The organism is Hoeflea sp. AS60, assembly GCF_038900115.1.
Taxonomy (GTDB): Bacteria; Pseudomonadota; Alphaproteobacteria; order Rhizobiales; family Rhizobiaceae; genus Hoeflea.
This window is the reverse complement of sequence record NZ_JBBMQP010000004.1, coordinates 90,796-109,880: the sequence shown is the minus strand read 5'-3', so window position 1 is coordinate 109,880 and position 19,085 is coordinate 90,796. Positions and strand designations below refer to the sequence as shown.

Below are 19,085 nucleotides of genomic sequence, written 5' to 3'. Positions count from 1 at the left end.
AGCCGTCCAGGAAAACCAACGATAGGTGCCGTCCTTATGACGTAGCCGAAACTCGTAAGGGTTGGTCAATGGAGTCTGGGCGATGCTGGCAAACTTGGCCAAAGTGGCATCCAGATCGTCAGGATGAGCAAATTCAATGAACGACTGGCCCACCAATTCCGGTTCCTGCCACCCAAGCAACTTGGTCCATGCGGCATTCACTGCGTTCAACGTACCGTCTGAGCCAGCCACCACCAACAAGTCTTGCGACAAGCCCCACATTTGCTCACGCTCGGCAGCGTTGCGTCGTTCCGCCAACACCTGCTCGGTGTTGTCGAGGGCGGTCACGAAAATACCAACATAGTCGTCCGCCTCGCCCCGAATAGGGGTAAAGCTGTAGACCCAGAATGTCTCTTCCAGCTTGCCGCTCCGGAGCATCAATAGGGGCTGGTTCTGGACCGAAAAACCGTGACCAGTGGTCACGACGGCCTGGAGTTGAGGGCCAAGCACGTCCCAAATTTCGGACCAAACTTCCGCCAGGGGCTCCCCAAGAGCCATTGGATGGCGCTCTGCAAGCGCAGGCGCATAGGCGTCATTGTAGAGCATGCGGAAATCAGGACCCCAGTAGAGGGCGCATACGGCCGGTGATTGCAAACAAATCGAGAGCGCCGATTTTAGGGATTGCGGCCATGTTGTCGGCCTGCCGAGCGGCGTCGAAACCCAATCATGGGCTCGCATCAGCGCCCCCATTTCGCCGCCTCCATCCAGAAATGCTGCTGCACTGTTCAACTTTGGATTATCCTACTGGTTCAGCCGCTTCTGGATGTGATGGAAAGGGCACACTCTGCCACAAGCGCAATATTGCTGTCTATTGCGGCATTGGCTTATGCACTCGGGCTCATTAGCCTCGCCAAGAGGCTCGTTTTAAGACGTGTGCACCGATGAACGGTCTATTTTACTCAAGTGCCAGAGGCCCGCATTAACCTATGTTGCGCGGCTCGCCATTTTTCGGGTTTAGCGCTCCCATGTGTTCTCGTGCCAATCCCGGAGAGTTCACCACAAATCTTGCACTCTCCTGCGAGGGCCATGGAAAAGGCGGGCGTGCGACTTTTATCGTGAGGAACTCTAAATGTTGAATTTTAACTTCAAAATTGGGTCCGCCGCGTCTCAATAGATTGTCTGATTTTGATCCATCAAGGCATGTCACGGCCAAAGGCCCAACGGAGGCAGCCGTAGCAGTTGGCCGCCCACCTGTTTCAATTTGATTTGTTTCGCTGTCACTGCAGGATATCATTCTGACCTCGCAAGATCGACGCCCGCACTTCGGCCCGCACGTCGAACTGTCACACGATCAGTGAATGGCGGCTTCTTCGGTGAAGCTTCGCGGTGATCAGTCTCCCAAAGCCAGCAAGACAAAGCTGCGATTTCGAGCCGAGCGTATCAGCACCGTCCTCACATATTGGTATAGACCGGCCCCTCGCCGCCCTGGGGCGGCACCCAGTTGATGTTCTGGTTCGGGTCCTTGATGTCGCAGGTCTTGCAGTGGACGCAGTTCTGCGCGTTGATCACGAAGGTCGGCGTGCCATTGGTTTCGACCCATTCATAGACGCCTGCAGGACAATAGCGATTGGACGGGCCACCATAGACGTCGTGCTCAGAGGATTTCTGCAGCGCCATGTCCTTGACCTGCAGATGCACCGGCTGGTCTTCCTCATGGTTGGTGTTGGACAAGAACACCGAGGACAGCTTGTCGAAGGTGAGCACACCATCCGGCTTCGGGTAAGCGATCTTCTTGTGCTGTGCCGCAGGTTCAAGAGCGGCGTAATCAGGCTTGCCGTGCTTCATGGTGCCAAATGGCGAGATGCCGAACAGCGTGTTGAGCCACATGTCGAGGCCGCCGAGCGCCACGCCGCCAACGGTGCCGAGCTTCGACCACAGCGGCTTGACGTTGCGAACCTTCTTCAGGTCCTTGCCGATCTCCGAGGTGCGCCAGGCAGCATCGTAGCCGTCGAGCGTATCCTGCGCCCGTCCGCTGGCAATGGCTTCTGCGGCATGTTCTGCAGCCATCATCCCCGACAGAACCGCATTGTGCGATCCCTTGATGCGGGCGACATTGACGAAACCGGCCGAGCAGCCGATCAGCGCGCCGCCCGGGAAGGCGAGCTTGGGCACCGACTGCCAGCCGCCTTCGGAAATCGCGCGCGCGCCATAGCCGAGCCGCTTGCCGCCCTCGAATACCTGGGCGATTGCCGGATGGGTCTTGAAGCGCTGGAATTCCTCGAATGGCGACAGCCACGGGTTCTTGTAGTTGAGGTGAACGACGAAACCGACCGCGACCTGATTGTCCTCAAGGTGATAAAGGAACGACCCGCCGCCGGTCTTCAGATCAAGCGGCCAGCCGAACGAATGCTGCACGAGGCCAGGCTTGTGATGCTCCGGCTTGACCTGCCAGAGTTCCTTGAGGCCGATGCCGTATTTCTGCGGCTCGCGATCTTCATCGAGCTTGAAGCGTGAAATCAGCTGCTTTGCGAGTGATCCTCGCACGCCCTCGCCGATCAGCACATATTTGCCGAGCAGCGCCATGCCGCGCGCATAGTTGGGGCCCGGCTCGCCATTGCGCTCAATACCCATGTCACCGGTGGCGACGCCGATCACTGCGCCGTTGTCGTCGGTCAGCACTTCGGTTGCTGCAAAGCCCGGATAGATCTCCACGCCCAACGCCTCTGCTCGGTCGCCGAGCCATTTGGCCACGTTCGAGAGCGACACGATGTAATTGCCGTGATTGCTCATCAGCGGCGGCATCATGAAATTGGGCAACCTGACCGAACCGGCAGGCCCAAGCACCAGGAAGTGATCCGCCTTGACTTCAGTCTTGAACGGATGATTCGGATCATCGCGCCAGTCTGGAATGAGTTTGTCGATCCCGATCGGATCCACCACAGCGCCAGAGAGAATATGCGCGCCGACTTCACCGCCCTTTTCAAGAACGACGACTGTCAGCTCGGGATTGATCTGCTTGAGCCGGATGGCGGCCGACAGACCGGCTGGTCCCGCGCCCACGATCACCACATCAAATTCCATGCTCTCGCGCTCGGGAAGCTCATTCACTTCAGTCATCAGACGTCCTCACCTTTTCGATCCCGCGACGCCTTTGGCGAAGCGCACGCAGAAGATCAATCAAATATCGGGCTCGGTGTTGTCCGGGAGCATGAATATGCCCGCGCCCCAGACACACCGGCTGGCCTTTTGGCCGGTACACCCTGTTTGGCAAATGACGCGCACGAAGTCGAGCCGGGAAGCGACAGGATTTTCGTTCTTCCCTAGCAAATACTGACGTTCACGTAAACGTCAACGTAGAATCGTTTCTTCCACGTCCATCACGATCAGGTTGCTCAGGCGCGTTGAGGGAAACCATTTGGAAACAGGTTATAAGCGTCCGAAGTTTCGCAACGCCAAAAACAGCGAATGCGACAGGGTATCCGCCGCGCCTTCAGGCCGTCCGGGCAAACATCGGCTGCATACTCAAAACCAGTACCGCACCGGCAATCGCATCGTCGGGCCCTGTCAGCGGCGTCATCCGGCACTTGATCGCGAACAATCGCCCATGGGCGTCAGCGGCTTCATAGGAATAGGAAACCCGTGCCCCGCCAATACATTCGTCGATGCGTGGTTTCGCCCTGGAATTAAAGCGTTTGCGGTCGATCATATCGAGCAGATGCTTGCCGATGAAATCGGATGGGCGCTTGTTGTGAAACTCGGCGTTGCGCTGGTTGCAGTAAATGTAGCGATAATCGAGATCGAAAACCGCAACCCTCTCCGGAATCGAATCCAGAACAAGTTCGTGCAATGAAGGATCGTACCCGGCGAACGATGGAGCCTGATCCCGGCTTGAAACCAGGGGCCTGCGGACGCCATTCCGTTCCAGATAGCGGGCAAACAATGACGACATCAGCGTCGTGTAATGCCTAACACTGCCGTCATCCTCGCAGTTTTTCATGGCGAGGCGATTGAAAAAGGCTATCTGCGCCATGACCTCGGCGTGATCGCGAGCCTCGAAATCGAAGATGCGGCGCGTCAACGGCAGAATTTGCGCATCCAGTCGACTGATCTCGACTTCATCGCCGTCACGAACGGCAACGAGCAGCTCATTGGCAAGCTGGTCAAAATTCTGGATCAGAGCAGATAGCATCAAGCCCTCGATTGTTCTTCCCCGGCTACTTTAGTGGCTTCTGTATAAGGGTAATTTTACTCTTTCGGCAAGCCAACGAAAGCATGACATCATAGCTCAAACAGATAACAAATTGTCACAAACACCCACCAAGAAAGCCAGCACTTCAAAAATACACATTGTCTACAACAAAAATAAGAGGGACAGTGAACGCTATCCCGTTAAAATTGCTAGGTTATTTGCAGCAAAATCGGTTCAAAACCGACAATTGGAGGCATCCCATTATTTGAGAAAGAGGGCTCAAACGAACAGAAAAGGTTGATATTTCAACCCGCAAAGAACGTGACAAATTGTTGAGTACACAGCTCAAAATCTCAGCGCGGGATCAAGTGCCGCCTTTGGGCAAGGCGTTAGTCACTGCAAGCAAAATGACATACCTCAGCCAAAACTTCCGGGTTGCAAAGGCAAATGCGCAGTAAGAAGCGTTGAGAGGTTTGCACCTAATCTATTGCGACGCTCTCTCAGCCAGTCTGCCCAGGTCAGGCACGTCAACCTGCCGGTTGTTCCGGATCAGGATGACCTCATCCTTGCGCAGTTTCGTCATCTGCCGGCTCACGGTTTCAATCGTCAGCCCTAGAAAATCGGCGATATCTGACCGTGTCAGCGGCAGTTCAAAACTGACCGATCCGGCTTGCAGTTCCGGGTTGATGTGGGTGGCGATAAGATACAGGAAACTCGCGACCTTCTCCGAAGCGTTCTTGCGACCCAGGGTCAGCATCCAGTCGCGCGCCTCGTCGAGTTCCTTCAGCGTCTGCTCGAGCAACTTGTGTTCGAGTTCCGGGGTGTCCTTGATCATGCGGTCGATCATGGTCCTTGGGAAACTGCAGATATTGACCTCGGTCGCAGTATCCGCCGTGATCCCACTGTCAGCGCGGAACGGACGACCGAGAAAATCCGGCGCAAATTGCAGCCCGACAATCTGCTGGCGCCCGTCGGCCATCATCTTCGTCAGTTTCACCACCCCGGATATGATGTTGGAGTAGCTTTCAGCTTGCTGGGCTTCGCCGATCAGTTCAACGCCCGAATCAACACGTTTGAGGGTCGATTGCTTGTTGAGAATGACAAGCTGATCCGTCGAAAGCGCCCCGCATACGCCCCTATGGCGCGCTTCGCAGGCCCGGCAAAGCACAGGAATGTCGGAATTGTGGATGTCTTTGCGTTTCGCGTCCATCAAATCCTCGTTGGCGCCCAAGCCATTCAGGAAGCTTGAATTTGCATTCAAACAACAGCGCGGTTTGATCAAAGTCAAGGCGGCAGAGCTGACAACGGGCATTGTACGGGCTGGCAAGAGAGAGACACAAAAATGCAAAAAGATTTCGTCCGCAAGCACGGTGGCCCGGCACCACGCTACACCAGCTACCCAACCGCGCCGCATTTTCATGCAGGCATAAACGGCGATGTCTATGCACGCTGGCTACGCCAGCTCACGCCCGGACAATCATTGTCACTCTATATACACATTCCGTGGTGCGACCGTCTGTGTTGGTTCTGCGGCTGCAACACCAAGCAGACCCTCAAATACGCGCCTTTGAAGACCTACCTGAGCGCACTTGAAAACGAGATGGAAACGATTTCCGGCCTGATCGATCCGGCGTGCCGGGTCACCGCGCTGCACCTGGGCGGCGGGTCACCAACCATGTTGCGGCCCGACGACATGATCGCGCTGAATCAGATGCTGCGGACTCGGTTCAATTTTGATCCTGATGCAGAGATCAGCGTCGAAATGGACCCCAACGACCTGACGGCTGAAAAATACGACGCTCTTGCAGCCATCGGCATGACGCGCGCATCCATCGGGGTTCAGGATTTTGACGAGAAAGTCCAGAAAGCGATCAATCGCGAACAGACGTTCGAGCAGACCCGCGACGTCGTCGAGCAGGTGCGCGCCCGTGGTGTGCGCTCCGTCAATTGCGATGTGCTTTATGGCCTGCCCTATCAGACCCGGCATTCCGTCGACCGCACCATCAAACAGGTCCTCTCGCTCGCACCCGACCGAATCGCCTTGTTTGGCTACGCCCATGTTCCGTGGATGAAAACGCACCAGAAAATGATCGATGAATCCGTCCTGCCTGATCTGACGGAACGATTTGCGCAAATGAACCGCGCCGCCTCGACGCTTACGTCTTCCGGATACACCGCCATCGGAATTGATCATTTCGCCTTGCCTGCTGACAGCCTGGCAGTCGCCGCCGCATCAGGCACTATACGCCGCAACTTCCAGGGCTACACCAGCGATACGGCAGACGCGCTGATTGGTTTGGGCGCCTCGTCCATCGGACAATTGCCGCAGGGCTACGTCCAGAACCAGCCGTCGACCGGCGAGTATCAGCGACAGGTCAATCTCGGGCAGCTCCCCGTTGTGCGCGGTTTCGAACTTTCAACAGAAGACAGGATACGCGCCCGTATCATCGAGCTTCTGATGTGCGATTTCGCTTTTGCCTTCGCCACAATCCGGCACGAGTTCGGCGGCGCAGCCGAGAGCATCCTCGATGAAGCTGAATATCTGGCGGGATGCGATACTGACGGGATGATCGAATTCACCGGCGGTCTTTTCCAGATTACCGCAAAGGGCAGACCGTTTGTCCGCTCCGTGGCATCGGCATTTGACGGTTACTTCGGTACCGGAGTTGCGCGCCATTCGCTTGCAGTCTGATCCTGCCGATCCCATTTGGTGCTGAGAAAAGGGCGGGCTGGAAAGCGGCGGGGCAAAGAAGCCATTGGCTTTTGCGCCGGATTTTTCTATAGCTTCGCCCAAACCACCATCCAATGAGGAAATGACCGTGACCGCAACATTTGACAAGGTCGCTGACATCATCGCCGAGACGAGCGAGATTGACCGCGATTCTATCACCACCGAAAGCCACACCATCGATGATCTGGGCATCGACAGCCTCGATTTCCTCGATATCGTTTTCGCGGTCGACAAGGAATTCGGCATCAAGATTCCGCTCGAGCAGTGGACCCAGGAAGTCAATGACGGCAAGGCTTCGACAGAAGAATACTTCGTGCTTGGCAATCTCTGCGCCAAGATCGACGAGCTGAGGGCTGCAAAGGGCTGACGCCCGGCGCGGCGGGTCCATTCATGCAGCTTGAGTATTTCCAGATGATCGACCGGATCGAGGCGCTTGACCTTGATACCGGAACGCTCGTCGCGAGCTCGACGGTCCCCGATGCCAGCCCTGTGTTTGAAGGCCATTTTCCCGGCATGCCGCTGGTGCCTGGCGTGTTGCTGATCGAAACCATGGCCCAGGCCAGCGGTTTCGTTATCCTGGCCAAGACCGGCTTTGCCGCGATGCCCTTCCTAATGGCTGTGGATAGCGCCAAGATGCGCGATTTCGTCAAGCCTGGAACACCATTGGAGATCACTGCGGTTCTGGAGCATGAAGGCTCGGGCTATGCGGTCACCAAGGCAAGGATAACCAGCAACGGCAAAAAGGTGGCTGACAGCCAGCTCAAGTTTAGAACCGTCGCATTCGATCAGGTTCCACTTGCCGATATCGTTCGAAACCGGGCACAGGAAGTGGGTTTAATGACCGCCATGGCGACCGCTGCAGGAGAACGGCAATGACAGATACACGCCACCAGGTTGTCGTGACCGGCGTAGGTCTTGTGACCTCGCTCGGAGTGGGGCTCCAGGCCCATCGCGACCAGTTGCTGGCGGGTACGACGCCGGCCAAGGTGACCGACAGCGAGCGTTTTGTGCCCTACACGGTCCACCCCCTGCCCGAGATCGACTGGTCAGCGCAAATTCCGCGCCGTGGCGATCAGCGCCAGATGGAAAACTGGCAGCGTCTGGGTGTTTACGCAGCAGGCCTCGCACTCGATGATGCAGGGCTCAAGGAAGATGCCGAGGCCTGCGCCTCGATGGACATGATCGTTGCTGCCGGCGGCGGCGAGCGCGATGTTGCTGTTGACACGCTGATCATCGAGGAAAGCCGAAAACGCAACGACCGGGAACAATTGCTCAACGAGAAATTGACCACCGAATTGCGTCCGACGCTGTTTCTCGCGCAATTGTCCAATCTGCTCGCAGGCAACATCTCCATCGTTCACAAGGTCACGGGCTCCTCGCGCACACTGATGGGCGAAGAAGGCGCGGGTATTTCGGCAGTCGAAACCGGCTATGCCCGCATCGCCGCCGGGCAATCCACCCACTGCCTGGTAGGCGGGGCCTACCTTGCCGAGCGGCTCGACCTGCTGATGATCAGGGAAGCCATCCAAGGGCTCGGCAGAGGCCCGCAGCAACCTTTCTGGACCAGCGATGGCACGGCAAGCGGCATGAACCTCGGAACCGCAGGCGCATTTCTGGTGCTCGAATCACTGGAACATGCTCAGGCGCGTGGCGCGCACATTTACGCCCGCTTGGACGCCGTTCTGGGAGATCGCGGCTCCCGCGACGGTGACCGTCTGGAGCAACGGCTCGCTCGTCTAGCCGATGACACCGGCGCATCAGGCGGCCATGACACCGTGGTATTCTCCGGAGCCAGCGGGTTCCCCGAACTCAGCGCCCGTGAACGGGCCTTCCTGCGAACACGGTTCCCGGCCTCACCTCTGCGCACAGTCGGAGCGCTGTTCGGCCATTCCATCGAAGCGCATTTCCCGACAGCAGTGGCGCTCGCCTGCCTGGCTCTTGACGATGAAGCACCGATGAGCCCGTTTGCAGACGGCGAAGACGCCATTGCATCAACAGCTGCCAACGCGGCGATCGTGACCACCATTGGCCATGTCCGCGGTGAAGGCATCGCCCGACTGACGAGGATGTCATGAGCAAAGCAGCCTACAAAGACCATCTTGGCCGTCCGCTTGTCGCAGTCACCGGCATGGGCGTCGTCTCTTCCCTCGGCCAGGGTGTGAAAGACAACTGGGCAGCCTTGACCGCTGGCAGATCAGGCATCCATCCGATCACACGGTTTCCCTCCGAGGGATTGTCCACCCGTATTTGCGGCACAGTGGATTTCATTGATGTGCCCGCACCCAACGCCGTCGAGCGTTCCTTCGCTTTTGCGCGCGAAACCACAATCGAGGCGCTGGCGCAGGCTGGTATTTCGGATGATTTCAACGGCCCTCTGTTTCTTGCCGCTCCGCCGATCGAGCCCGAGTGGAGCACACGTTTCGACCTTGGCGACCGCGTCACTGCCGAGCAGATGACCGGAAACGCCTATGACCAGTTTCTTGCTGTCCTGCGCGAGAAGGCAGACCCTGTCGCCCATGAAGCGATGCTGTTCGGATCGATCTCCGAGCGTTTGGCCGACAGGTTCGGAACCCGCGGACTGCCGGTCACACTCTCAACTGCATGCGCATCCGGTGCCACCGCCATCCAGCTTGGCGTCGAGGCAATCCGTCAGGGACGCACCGAACGCGCGCTCAGCGTTGCCACAGATGGATCGGTCAGTGCGGAAGCCCTGATCCGGTTTTCATTGCTCTCTGCATTGTCCACCAACAACGATCCGCCCGAGAAAGCCTCTCGTCCCTTCACCAAGGATCGCGACGGCTTCGTCATTGCCGAGGGATCGGCAACGCTGGTGCTCGAATCGCTCGAGGCGGCGATCGCCCGCGGTGCCAGGGTTCTTGGCATCATCAGCGGCTGCGGCGAGAAAGCCGACGATTTCCACCGCACACGCTCGTCACCGGGCGGCGCGCCGGCAATCGCCACCATTCGCGCGGCTCTTGAGGATGCCGGACTGTCGGCCGATGAAATCGGCTACATCAATGCCCATGGAACCTCGACGCCGGAAAACGACAAGATGGAATATCTGGCGCTGTCGACCGTATTCGGCGAGCGTATGCCCGAGGTGCCGGTCTCGTCCAACAAGTCGATGATCGGCCACACGCTGACTGCAGCGGGCGCCGTGGAAGCGGTATTCTCGTTGCTGACCATGAGTACTGGTATTCTGCCGCCCACCATCAATTATGACAATCCGGATCCCACCATTCCGCTCGATGTGGTGCCTAACGTCAAACGCGATGCAACGGTGACCAGCGTTCTGTCAAATTCGTTTGGATTCGGCGGACAAAACGCATGCCTTGTCATGTCGGCGGAACCCGCTTAAGTCATCTCCCGTTCTGGCATACGGCCTGAGCCACGTCGATCATGCACCTTTTGAAACGGTGAGCGCAAAGACATGGCACTCACCTGGATGCTCGGCGGACAGGGAAGCCTGTAAAGACACTGGCGGTAGCGAGGCTCCGCCAATCGGAGAAGGACAATATTCATGCGGGCATTGCAGCTGATCGAAGATCGCAAGCTTGAGACAGTGGATCTGCCTCCTCCCCCGCCGCCGGGCATTGGCGAAGTGACAATTTCGATCAAGGCCGTCGCACTCAACCACATCGATGTCTGGGGCTGGCGCGGCATGGCATTCGCCAAGCGCAAGATGCCGCTGGTCATCGGCGCCGAGGCGTCTGGCGTCGTCGATGCCATCGGTCATGGTGTTTCAGGCCTCGTTCCTGGCCAGCTGGTTTCGATCTATGGTGCGCGCACCTGCGGCCTCTGCCGCCCCTGTCGCGAAGGCCGTGACAATCTGTGCGAACATGTGAGCGGCGTCCATGGCTTCCATCTTGATGGCTTCGCCCAGGAAAAGGTCAATCTGCCGGCGCGGCTTCTGGTTCCCGCACCTCCCGGTGTGACACCGATTGGCGCAGCAGTGGCACCGGTCACCTTCGGCACAGTCGAGCACATGCTGTTTGACAACGCCAAGCTTGAGCCGGGCGAAACCATCCTGATCCACGCAGGCGGGTCCGGTATCGGTTCTGCGGCCATTCAGCTCGCCAAGAAGATCGGCTGCACCGTCATCACCACCGTTGGCTCCGACGCGAAGATCGAGCCGGCCAAGGCACTGGGCGCTGATCACGTGATCAACTACCGCGAGGATCGCTTCGAGGGTGTGGTGCGCAAACTCACCAAGAAACGCGGCGTTGATGTGGTGTTCGAGCATGTTGGCGTAGATACATGGGCCGGTTCCATGCTGTCGCTCAAACGCGGTGGACGGCTGGTCACCTGTGGCTCCACCTCGGGCGTGTCGACACAAATGAACCTGATGATGCTGTTCCAGCAGCAACTCAAGCTGTTTGGCTCCTTCGGCTGCCGGATGGAAAACATGGCCGACGCCATGCAGAAAATGGCAGCGGGGCTTGTTCAGCCTGTGATCGACACGGAAGTCGGTTTCGATGACATCGACACCGCGCTCGCCCGCATGGAAGGCCGTGACGTCTTCGGAAAGATCATCCTCCGGATGGATTGAGGCCAACGCAAGACGATGTCGAACACTTACCGCATGGCGCTGACGCGCGTTGTCATTGCTCTCAGGCGAGCCAGGGACTGGGTCATCGCGCAAGCGATCTTCAGCATACTGAGGGTAATTTCACTGCTCCCGGCCGACAGGGCGATCAACTTTGTCGATGCGATGGGCCGGCGGATCGGCCCTCTCACACCTCGCCACAAGCTGGCGATGACGAATCTGGCCCGAGCCTTTCCGGAGAAATCAAAAGCGGAACACGAACAAATTGCCCTGGACATGTGGGGCAACATGTCCAGGCTTGCGGCTGAGTACGTCTTCCTCGACGAACTCTTTGATTTTGATCGGAAAGCAAGCGCGCCCGGACGGATTGAGACCGGAGGCGACGACCTCTTTGACAAGCTGCGCGACGAGAAGAAACCATTCATCGTCTTCACCGCCCATACCGGCAATTTTGAATTTCTGCCAATCGTGGCGTCCGCATACGATCTGGATGTGATGGCGCTGTTTCGCCCGCCCAACAATCCATACATTGCCGAAAAAGTCCTCGGGGCTCGGCGCACCAAGATGGGTCACCTTGTGCCGTCGCGCGCTGGCGCCGCGTTCACGCTGGCAAAGCGGCTCGAGGCCGGCGGGGGTGTTGGCGTGCTTGTTGACCAGAAATTCCACAAGGGACAAGAGACCACATTCTTCGGCCTTGAGGTCCACACCAATCCACTGCTGGCCAAGCTGGTGCGCCAGTATGATTGCGCGGTTTATCCGGCCCGCTCGATCCGTCTGCCAGGTGGCAGGCACCGGCTAGAGATCGAACCAGAAATGGAAATTCCCCGTCGCCCTGACGGTAGCGTCGATGTCGCGGCTACAGCTCAGAAGCTCAATGACAAGGTCGAAAGCTGGGTGCGTGAATATCCCGGTCAGTGGCAATGGTTCCATGACCGGTGGGCCATCAAGCACCAGCTGAAATAGTCGAAGCCGGCGCTTGATCGACCCGGACTTCTCCGGGCCGAATAGAGGCTAGTCCCGCTTAGTGATTGATCACGATGCGGGTATTGCTGTTGCCAACCTGCTGCACAAGCGCGAAGAACTTGGCGGCGTTTTCGGGCGCCAGGCGCACACAGCCATGCGATGCCGGCCGGCCCAGACGCTTGGTGTCGTAGGTTGCGTGAACCGCATAGCCTCTGTGATAGAACACTGCGTAAGGCATCGGCGCGTTGTTGTATTTGCGCGAGCGGTGATGCCGCGAGAGCCATTGTGCCGAATAGCTTCCCGTTGGCGTGGAATAACCCGAACGGCCTGTGGAAACGGGCCATCTGTACTTCACCTTGCCATTCTGACTGACCACCATGGTCTGGCTCGAGATGTCGACGCTGGCGATCAGCTTTGCAGCAAACGCCGAAGCCGATGAAAATGGTATAAGTGAGAGGGCAAGAAGCCCAGCCAAAAACAGATTTCGCATGATTGTTTCCCCAGTTGCCCTGCTGCTGATTGCACTAACTGAGGAATACTTTAGACAGATGAATTTCCAAGTTAAAGTTAAAATACAATATAAAATTATCTCCTTAAACCTAAGAGTTTGATTTTGCTGTTTTAAAACGAAGCAAGAAACGCCAGAGCAGTCAGTAGAAACAGGCAGTCACATGCACGCAGGAAGATCTTGAGTGCATCGAGGATGTCTCCGGCACCTGCCTGTTGACGTCCCGATGCGTTCAGGCTGGCCTCCAGTACCATCTCACCACCATATTGCCGCGGTCCGGCAAGCGCCAACCCAAGCCCGCCCGCCATTGCCGCCTCAGGCCATCCCGCATTGGGCGACCGGTGGAGGCTGGAATCGGTGAGCGAACGCTCTGCAGCCCGGCGCATGGCTGCCGGTCCGTTGACCAATCCTGCCCCGGCAGCAATCAGCATCGCTGACAATCGGGCTGCAGGCCAGTTGGCCAGATCATCAAGTCTTGCCGCCGCGCGACCAAAATCACGATAGCGCTCGTTGAGATGGCCAATCATCGAATCCGCAGTATTGAGCATTTTATAGGCCAGCAGACCCGGCAACCCGAAAACCGCATACCAAAGTGCAGGTGCAACTATCCCGTCTGAAAAATTCTCGGCTAGGCTTTCGATTGCAGCACGCGACACTCCCGCCTGATCGAGCGCGTCCGGATCCCGCCCGACAATCATCGAAACCGCCTTGCGGCCGCCGGCAAGTCCGTTCTCACGAAACCCGGTTGCGACCGCCGCGACATGATCGGCAAGGCTTTTCTGCGCCAGAAACACGGCGACCACGACCACCTCAAGGACGATGCCGACAACACCCAGATGACCGAAGAAATGAGAAAGAGCGCCGCCGCAAGCAGCCACAACCAGAAGCAATACCACGATCGCGATGAGCCCCTTGCGGCGCCGAACGCGCCCGGTATCAGCGGTATGGTTGAAACGTCGATCCGCAAACCCGATGGCGTGCCCGAAGAGAACCACCGGATGGCTTATGCGCCGCCAAAGCCAATCCGGATCCCCGATGATGCGATCCACAATCAGGGCGACCAGAAGGACCGCAAGATGACCCATTACGAAGGACGCTGGCCCGCAAGCGCGAGCCGCATGGTTTCGCGAAGCCTGACGGCAGACAACTCGTCCGGAGCAAGCCCTATGCGAATCCGCGACGGGCTGTGGTCAAAATCCCTCACCAGCACCTTGTGGCTGGCGAGCAAGTCGCGAATAGCCGCACCATCACCCACTTCGCAATAGAAAAACAATTCGGTTTCGCCAACCATCGACACCCCAGCCATCCTCAACGCAGACCGCGTCATCGCATGCGCCTTTTCCATCTTCTTGCGAAGTTCACCGACAAGATCGATGCGGGAAAACGCGTGGGCGGCAATTGCCAGTGCTGGTCCGGAAACGGCCCATGGCCCGAGCCGGTCGCTCAGCACTTTCGCCAATCCCGGCTCCGCGAAAACAAATCCGAGCCGCAGTCCAGCCAGGCCAAAGAACTTGCCGAAAGAGCGCATCACGATCAGGTTCGGTTCTGTACCCGCAGCCCCCGCCATCGTCAGATCCTGACGCATGTCGGCGAACGCCTCGTCGACAATGACCAGCCGGTGACGCTGCGCCCGGGCAAAACCGAAGATATCGTCGCGTGATGTTTCCCGCCCGTCCGGATTGTTCGGGTTTGCAAGCACAGCCACACTTGCGCGCGTCACCGTCGCACCATCAAGCGCTTCAATCGGATCAATCGCGATATCCATGCGCTGATAGGACCGCTGATACTCGCCATATGTCGGCGAGACGATGGCAACTTCCGATGCGTTGGGCGTCAGAAATGGCAGCAACTGAATGGCTGACTGGGTTCCGGGCACTGCAATCGGCATCACCGCCCCGCCATAGTGCCGCATCGCCAGTTCGCACACCCGCTTCACCTCGGCCTGCTCCGGAAGACGCCGCCAGACATCGGCTGAAAATTCCGGCAGCGGCAGGCTGAAAGGACTGATCCCGGTCGACAGGTCAAGCCATTCGGGAGCGGTGCCGCCATATTGGGCGATGGCGTCTGAAAGCGCACCTCCATGGGCGATCGGTGCGTCTGTCTGTGTTGTCATTTTTCTAATCGATCCGGTCAATCACATGCATGAAGGAACCTGTAACATTGCCGCGTCGTAGCCCGGTGTGGCCAAGATCCGCACCCAGCGCGTCTCGCGACGAGAACAGTCGTGCGTCCGCTTCACCCTCCGAGACGACCGTGGCGTAGTGAAACTCGTGTGCGGACAGTTCCATGTTCCAGAAAAAACCCGGCATTGGCGTAAGCCGCCGGTAGCCCAGATGTCGCTTGGGGTTGGCAAAGCTTGTCACCAGCGGCAAGGCGCCGAGCATCTCGTGACGCGCGCCCTCCGCATCGATCAGCCCCTCACCCAGCGCCATGTAGCCGCCACACTCGCCATAAACAGCAATGCCCCGATCAATCGCAGCCTTCATGCCCGCCTTGAAGTTGCTTGCGCCGGCGATCTGGCCTGCATGAAGTTCAGGGTATCCGCCGGGCAGCACCACCGCATCGCAATCGGCTGCGGGCGCTTCATCAGCCAGCGGCGAGAAAAACGACAGTTCCGCCCCGCGCCGCTGCCAGCCGAGCAGCATGTGCTCATAGAAAAACGCGAAGGCCACATCCCGCGCCACGGCGATCTTCTGTCCGGGAGGCGGCAGCCGGGGAATGTTGGCCGGCGCCGGTTTGGCGGGCGCGCGTTGCGCTAGCCTGAGCAGCTTGTCGAGGTCAATCCGGCTTTCCATTACGTCGGCGGCGGCGTCAATCAATTCGGCGAGCTTTTCGTTCTCCCCGGCCTGTACCAGTCCGAGATGGCGTTCAGGCAGCACAAGCTTGTCGTTTCGCGGCAAGGCGCCAAGCACTTCGACGCGGGCGTTTTCCAGCGCCTGACGCAACATTCCGTCATGCCGGGGGCTTGCCACATGATTGAGAATAACCCCGGGCACCAGCACATCAGGATGGAAATTGGCAAAACCGCGCGCCAGCGCCGCAACCGAATGGGACATGCCTGTGCAGTCAATGACCAGGATCACCGGCAGGCCGAGCAGTCCGGCCAGATCGCCCGCAGACCCCGAGCCGTCCGCCGCGCCATCGAACAGGCCCATCATCGCCTCGATCATCAGCATCCTGCCGCCTTGCGATTGCAGCGAGGCATTGGCAAGCAGCATATCGCCGCGCATCGCCCAAGGGTCATAATTGAGGCAGGCCTCACCGCTGGCGGCAGCATGAAATGCGGGATCAATATAGTCCGGACCGGCCTTGCCGGGAGCAAGGGCCACACCCCGGCGCTTGAGCGCCCGGAGCAGTCCGAGTGTAACTGTTGTCTTGCCTGAACCCGACCGGGGCGCAGCAATCATAAGGCCTGTCATGCACTGTCTTTCTGCGCTTCAGCGCGATTTCCCAAAGGATCGGCGGTCAACACCCTGCCCGCAGCCGCGCCCATCCAGTCAAGCGCCGAGCGAAGCCGTACAACCTGCCCGACGACCACGATCGCCGGCGGCTGCAATCCAGATGCGGCAACGTCATCCGCCGCCCTCGCAAGCGTGGTCTCAAGCACGTTCTGCGTCGCAGTCGAAGCATCAGTGACAAATGCCACCGGCTCTTCCGCACTCCGACCCGCACCGATCAGCCGTGAGGTGATTGTCGAGATGTGTTTCATCGCCATGTACATGACGATGACCTGACTGCCGCGCGCCACGCCGTCCCAATCGATCTGGTCGGGCACGACGCCCGTCGAATCATGCCCGGTCAGGAAGGTCACGGTATGGTTGGTGTCGCGATGCGTCACCGGGATGCCGGCATAGGCCAAGCCACCGATCCCGGCGGTGATTCCCGGCACGATCCGGAAGGGAATGTGATGCTCGACCAGGGTCAGAGCTTCCTCGCCGCCACGACCGAAGACAAACGGATCGCCGCCCTTGAGCCGCAACACGCGCTTGCCTTCCCGCGCCAGTTCGACCAGCCTCAATGAAATATCGCGCTGCTTGGCTGAAGGCTTTCCACCGCGCTTTCCGGCATATTCCAGCAGGGCGCCGGTTCGCGCGAGCTTGAGGCAATCGGCGTTGACCAGCGCATCGTGAACGATCACATCAGCCTGGCCGAGCGCATTGGCGGCATGCAGCGTCAGCAGGCCGGGATCACCCGGTCCGGCGCCCACCAGCCACACTTCGCCAGGTTTCATCTGCGGCAGAGTTTGTTGCCAGTCGTTCATGCTTTTCCGTTCACGCTCGCGAGGTAAATCCTGCAAAACACCATGGGTTACACCCGTACCAATCGCACTCTATAACGGCAACAGGCAAGACACGACCGAGAACTGCGACATGGTGGCGAACGAAAACGAAATTCGGGTGGAAAAGCCTGCCAGGGCGCTGCGCCGCGGCTGGACCACGGGCGCGTGCGCCACCGCCGCAACCAAGGCTGCGCTGACGGCTTTGCTCACCGGTGACTTCCCCGATCCGGTCGAGATCACCCTTCCAAAGGGCGAGACCCCGAGCTTCGCCCTCGCCCGCGAATCGACTTCCCTGTTGCATGCCATGGCAGGTATCATCAAGGATGCCGGCGACGATCCCGACGTCACCCACGGCGCTCTGGTGTTGGCAAGTGTGCGCCGCTTGCCCAAAGGGTCCGGCATCGTCTTCAAGGCAGGCGAAGGTGTCGGCATCGTCACCAAGGCCGGGCTCCCTGTGCCGGTCGGCGAACCTGCCATCAACCCCGTTCCACGGCAGATGATGACTGATGTCGTAACAGCCCTTTGCGAGCAGCACGGCATCGCACCCGATATCGAGATCGAGATCGCCATCGAGGACGGCGCCGAGCTGGCGCTCAAGACCTGGAACCCGCGGCTGGGCATTATCGGTGGGCTCTCGGTGCTCGGCACCACCGGCATTGTGCATCCGTTTTCCTGCGCGGCCTGGATCCATTCGATCCATAGGGGCATTGATGTCGCCCGCGCCGAAGGCCTGCCGCACGTGCTCGGCGCCACCGGCTCCACCTCCGAAAAGACCGCGCAGGGCTTCCACGGCCTGCCCGACATCGCCTGCCTCGACATGGGCGATTTTGCCGGCGGCCTGCTGAAATATCTTCGCATACATCCGGTTCCGCGCCTGACCATCGCCGGCGGCTTTGCCAAGCTCACCAAACTGGCGCAAGGCGCACTCGACCTGCATTCGGGCCGCAGCCAGGTCGACATGGCCTGGCTCGCCGCACAGGCAGAAGCGCTGGGCGCCGGTGCCGAGTTAAAGTATCGGATGCTCGGTGCCAATACCGCGCTGGAAGTGCTTGAATTGACTCGCCTTCAGGGATTGGATCTGCCGGCGATCATCGCAGACAAGGCGCGCACTATAGTGCTCGATACGTTGCGCGGCGCGCCTGTTCAAGTCGATGTCATGGTCACCGATCGTGCCGGAGCGCTTATCGCCCATGCCGAATAATCCCGAAATCACCGAGACCATTCTGATTCTGGGTGGCACAAAAGAAGCCGCGGATCTGGCAAGAGAGCTGGTCGCGGCAAGGCCGGAAGCGCGCATCATCACTTCGCTGGCAGGACGCACAAAGGAACCCGCGCCGGTCGCAGGTGAAACCCGCATCGGCGGCTTTGGCGGCGTCGAGGGTCTGGCCCGGTACCTGCGTGAGACAGGCGTGACACGCCTGATTGACGCCACCCACCCCTTCGCTCGCCAGATCAGTGCCAACGCGGTTCAAGCCGCCAGAATTGCAGGCGTGCCGCACGAAAACCGAACCCGCAAGCCATGGGCCAGACAACCGGGCGACAACTGGGTCGAAGTGGAAACGCTGGAGCAGGCGCGTGATACCATCCCGCCCCGCGCCCGCGTTCTACTGGCCTTGGGCTCCCAATATATCGGCCTGTTTGCGAGCCGCGACGATGTCCATTTCGTTGTCCGCATGATCGACCCGCCGAAAACCCCGCTTGAGCTTCCCGATCACGCCCTCGTCCTGGGTCGTCCCGGAGACACGCCGGCGGCGGAGACAATGCTGTTGATCGCCCATAAGGTCACCCACATCGTCTGCCGCAATTCTGGCGGCACCGCCGCCTACGCCAAGATCGAAGCCGCGCGGGAGTTGGGGCTGCCGGTGATCATGGTTGGGCGAAGCTGAGAGA

Annotated in this window: 17 protein-coding genes and 1 pseudogene; 9 read left to right on the top strand and 9 right to left on the bottom strand. The window is 59.0% G+C overall.

Annotation, left to right across the window (positions count from 1 at the left end):
* Positions 1-3: 3 nt before the first annotated feature.
* The 4 genes and pseudogenes from WNZ14_RS20935 to WNZ14_RS20920 all read right to left on the bottom strand — a co-directional run.
* A pseudogene (locus WNZ14_RS20935) lies at positions 4-261 on the bottom strand (PAS domain-containing protein); the annotation flags it as partial.
* Positions 262-1,431: 1,170 nt separating this feature from the next.
* The gene (locus tag WNZ14_RS20930; RefSeq protein ID WP_342870629.1) at positions 1,432-3,096 is read right to left on the bottom strand and encodes an electron transfer flavoprotein-ubiquinone oxidoreductase; all 1,665 of its coding nucleotides are present in this window, start codon (positions 3,094-3,096) and stop codon (positions 1,432-1,434) included.
* 373 nt (positions 3,097-3,469) lie between these two features.
* The gene (locus tag WNZ14_RS20925) at positions 3,470-4,168 is read right to left on the bottom strand and encodes a PAS domain-containing protein (RefSeq protein WP_342870628.1); all 699 of its coding nucleotides are present in this window, start codon (positions 4,166-4,168) and stop codon (positions 3,470-3,472) included.
* A 484-nt stretch (positions 4,169-4,652) separates the two neighbouring features.
* Positions 4,653-5,378, bottom strand: a complete 726-nt coding sequence (locus WNZ14_RS20920; RefSeq protein WP_342870627.1) for a Crp/Fnr family transcriptional regulator — start codon at positions 5,376-5,378, stop codon at positions 4,653-4,655.
* A 132-nt stretch (positions 5,379-5,510) separates the two neighbouring features.
* Between WNZ14_RS20920 and hemN the strand changes: the two genes are divergently transcribed.
* The 7 genes from hemN (at position 5,511) to WNZ14_RS20885 (ending at position 12,408) form a co-directional block, all read left to right on the top strand.
* Entirely contained in the window at positions 5,511-6,860 is a 1,350-nt protein-coding gene (gene hemN, locus WNZ14_RS20915) for an oxygen-independent coproporphyrinogen III oxidase (protein WP_342870626.1), read from the top strand.
* Between the two features lie 121 nt (positions 6,861-6,981).
* A complete protein-coding gene (locus tag WNZ14_RS20910; RefSeq protein ID WP_342870625.1) occupies positions 6,982-7,266 on the top strand; it encodes an acyl carrier protein in 285 nt (94 codons plus the stop codon).
* Positions 7,267-7,289: 23 nt separating this feature from the next.
* Positions 7,290-7,775 carry a 3-hydroxyacyl-ACP dehydratase FabZ family protein gene (locus WNZ14_RS20905; protein ID WP_342870624.1) on the top strand — a complete coding sequence of 162 codons (486 nt, stop codon included), beginning with the start codon at positions 7,290-7,292 and terminating at the stop codon, positions 7,773-7,775.
* On the top strand, positions 7,772-8,974 hold the full coding sequence (locus tag WNZ14_RS20900) for a beta-ketoacyl-ACP synthase (RefSeq protein ID WP_342870623.1): 1,203 nt from the start codon (positions 7,772-7,774) through the stop codon (positions 8,972-8,974). Before WNZ14_RS20905 ends, WNZ14_RS20900 begins: the two co-directional genes overlap by 4 nt.
* Positions 8,971-10,257 (top strand): beta-ketoacyl-ACP synthase, encoded by a 1,287-nt coding sequence (locus tag WNZ14_RS20895; RefSeq protein WP_342870622.1) that lies wholly within the window; start codon positions 8,971-8,973, stop codon positions 10,255-10,257. The genes WNZ14_RS20900 and WNZ14_RS20895 overlap by 4 nt, the downstream gene beginning before the upstream one ends.
* A 162-nt stretch (positions 10,258-10,419) precedes the next feature.
* Positions 10,420-11,448: a zinc-binding dehydrogenase gene (locus tag WNZ14_RS20890; RefSeq protein ID WP_342870621.1), complete on the top strand. Its 1,029-nt coding sequence runs from the start codon at positions 10,420-10,422 to the stop codon at positions 11,446-11,448.
* Between the two features lie 33 nt (positions 11,449-11,481).
* On the top strand, positions 11,482-12,408 hold the full coding sequence (locus WNZ14_RS20885; protein ID WP_342870700.1) for a lipid A biosynthesis lauroyl acyltransferase: 927 nt from the start codon (positions 11,482-11,484) through the stop codon (positions 12,406-12,408).
* Positions 12,409-12,466: 58 nt separating this feature from the next.
* On the opposite strand, the gene WNZ14_RS20880 is transcribed toward WNZ14_RS20885, so the two are convergent.
* From WNZ14_RS20880 to cobA, 5 genes are all read right to left on the bottom strand, one after another.
* Positions 12,467-12,898, bottom strand: a complete 432-nt coding sequence (locus tag WNZ14_RS20880) for a L,D-transpeptidase (RefSeq protein ID WP_342870620.1) — start codon at positions 12,896-12,898, stop codon at positions 12,467-12,469.
* Between the two features lie 131 nt (positions 12,899-13,029).
* Positions 13,030-14,001 carry an adenosylcobinamide-phosphate synthase CbiB gene (gene cbiB, locus WNZ14_RS20875; RefSeq protein WP_342870619.1) on the bottom strand — a complete coding sequence of 324 codons (972 nt, stop codon included), beginning with the start codon at positions 13,999-14,001 and terminating at the stop codon, positions 13,030-13,032.
* Positions 14,001-15,029: a threonine-phosphate decarboxylase gene (locus WNZ14_RS20870; protein ID WP_342870618.1), complete on the bottom strand. Its 1,029-nt coding sequence runs from the start codon at positions 15,027-15,029 to the stop codon at positions 14,001-14,003. Before WNZ14_RS20870 ends, cbiB begins: the two co-directional genes overlap by 1 nt.
* A gap of 4 nt (positions 15,030-15,033) precedes the next feature.
* A complete protein-coding gene (locus tag WNZ14_RS20865; protein WP_342870617.1) occupies positions 15,034-16,335 on the bottom strand; it encodes a cobyrinate a,c-diamide synthase in 1,302 nt (433 codons plus the stop codon).
* A complete protein-coding gene (gene cobA, locus WNZ14_RS20860; RefSeq protein WP_342870616.1) occupies positions 16,332-17,177 on the bottom strand; it encodes a uroporphyrinogen-III C-methyltransferase in 846 nt (281 codons plus the stop codon). Before cobA ends, WNZ14_RS20865 begins: the two co-directional genes overlap by 4 nt.
* 109 nt (positions 17,178-17,286) lie before the next feature.
* On the opposite strand from cobA, the gene WNZ14_RS20855 reads away from it, so the two are divergent.
* Complete coding sequence (locus WNZ14_RS20855; RefSeq protein WP_342870615.1) at positions 17,287-18,396, top strand: cobalt-precorrin-5B (C(1))-methyltransferase; 1,110 nt, start codon at positions 17,287-17,289, stop codon at positions 18,394-18,396.
* A complete protein-coding gene (locus WNZ14_RS20850) occupies positions 18,386-19,081 on the top strand; it encodes a cobalt-precorrin-6A reductase (protein ID WP_342870614.1) in 696 nt (231 codons plus the stop codon). The genes WNZ14_RS20855 and WNZ14_RS20850 overlap by 11 nt, the downstream gene beginning before the upstream one ends.
* The last annotated feature ends 4 nt before the right edge of the window (positions 19,082-19,085 follow it).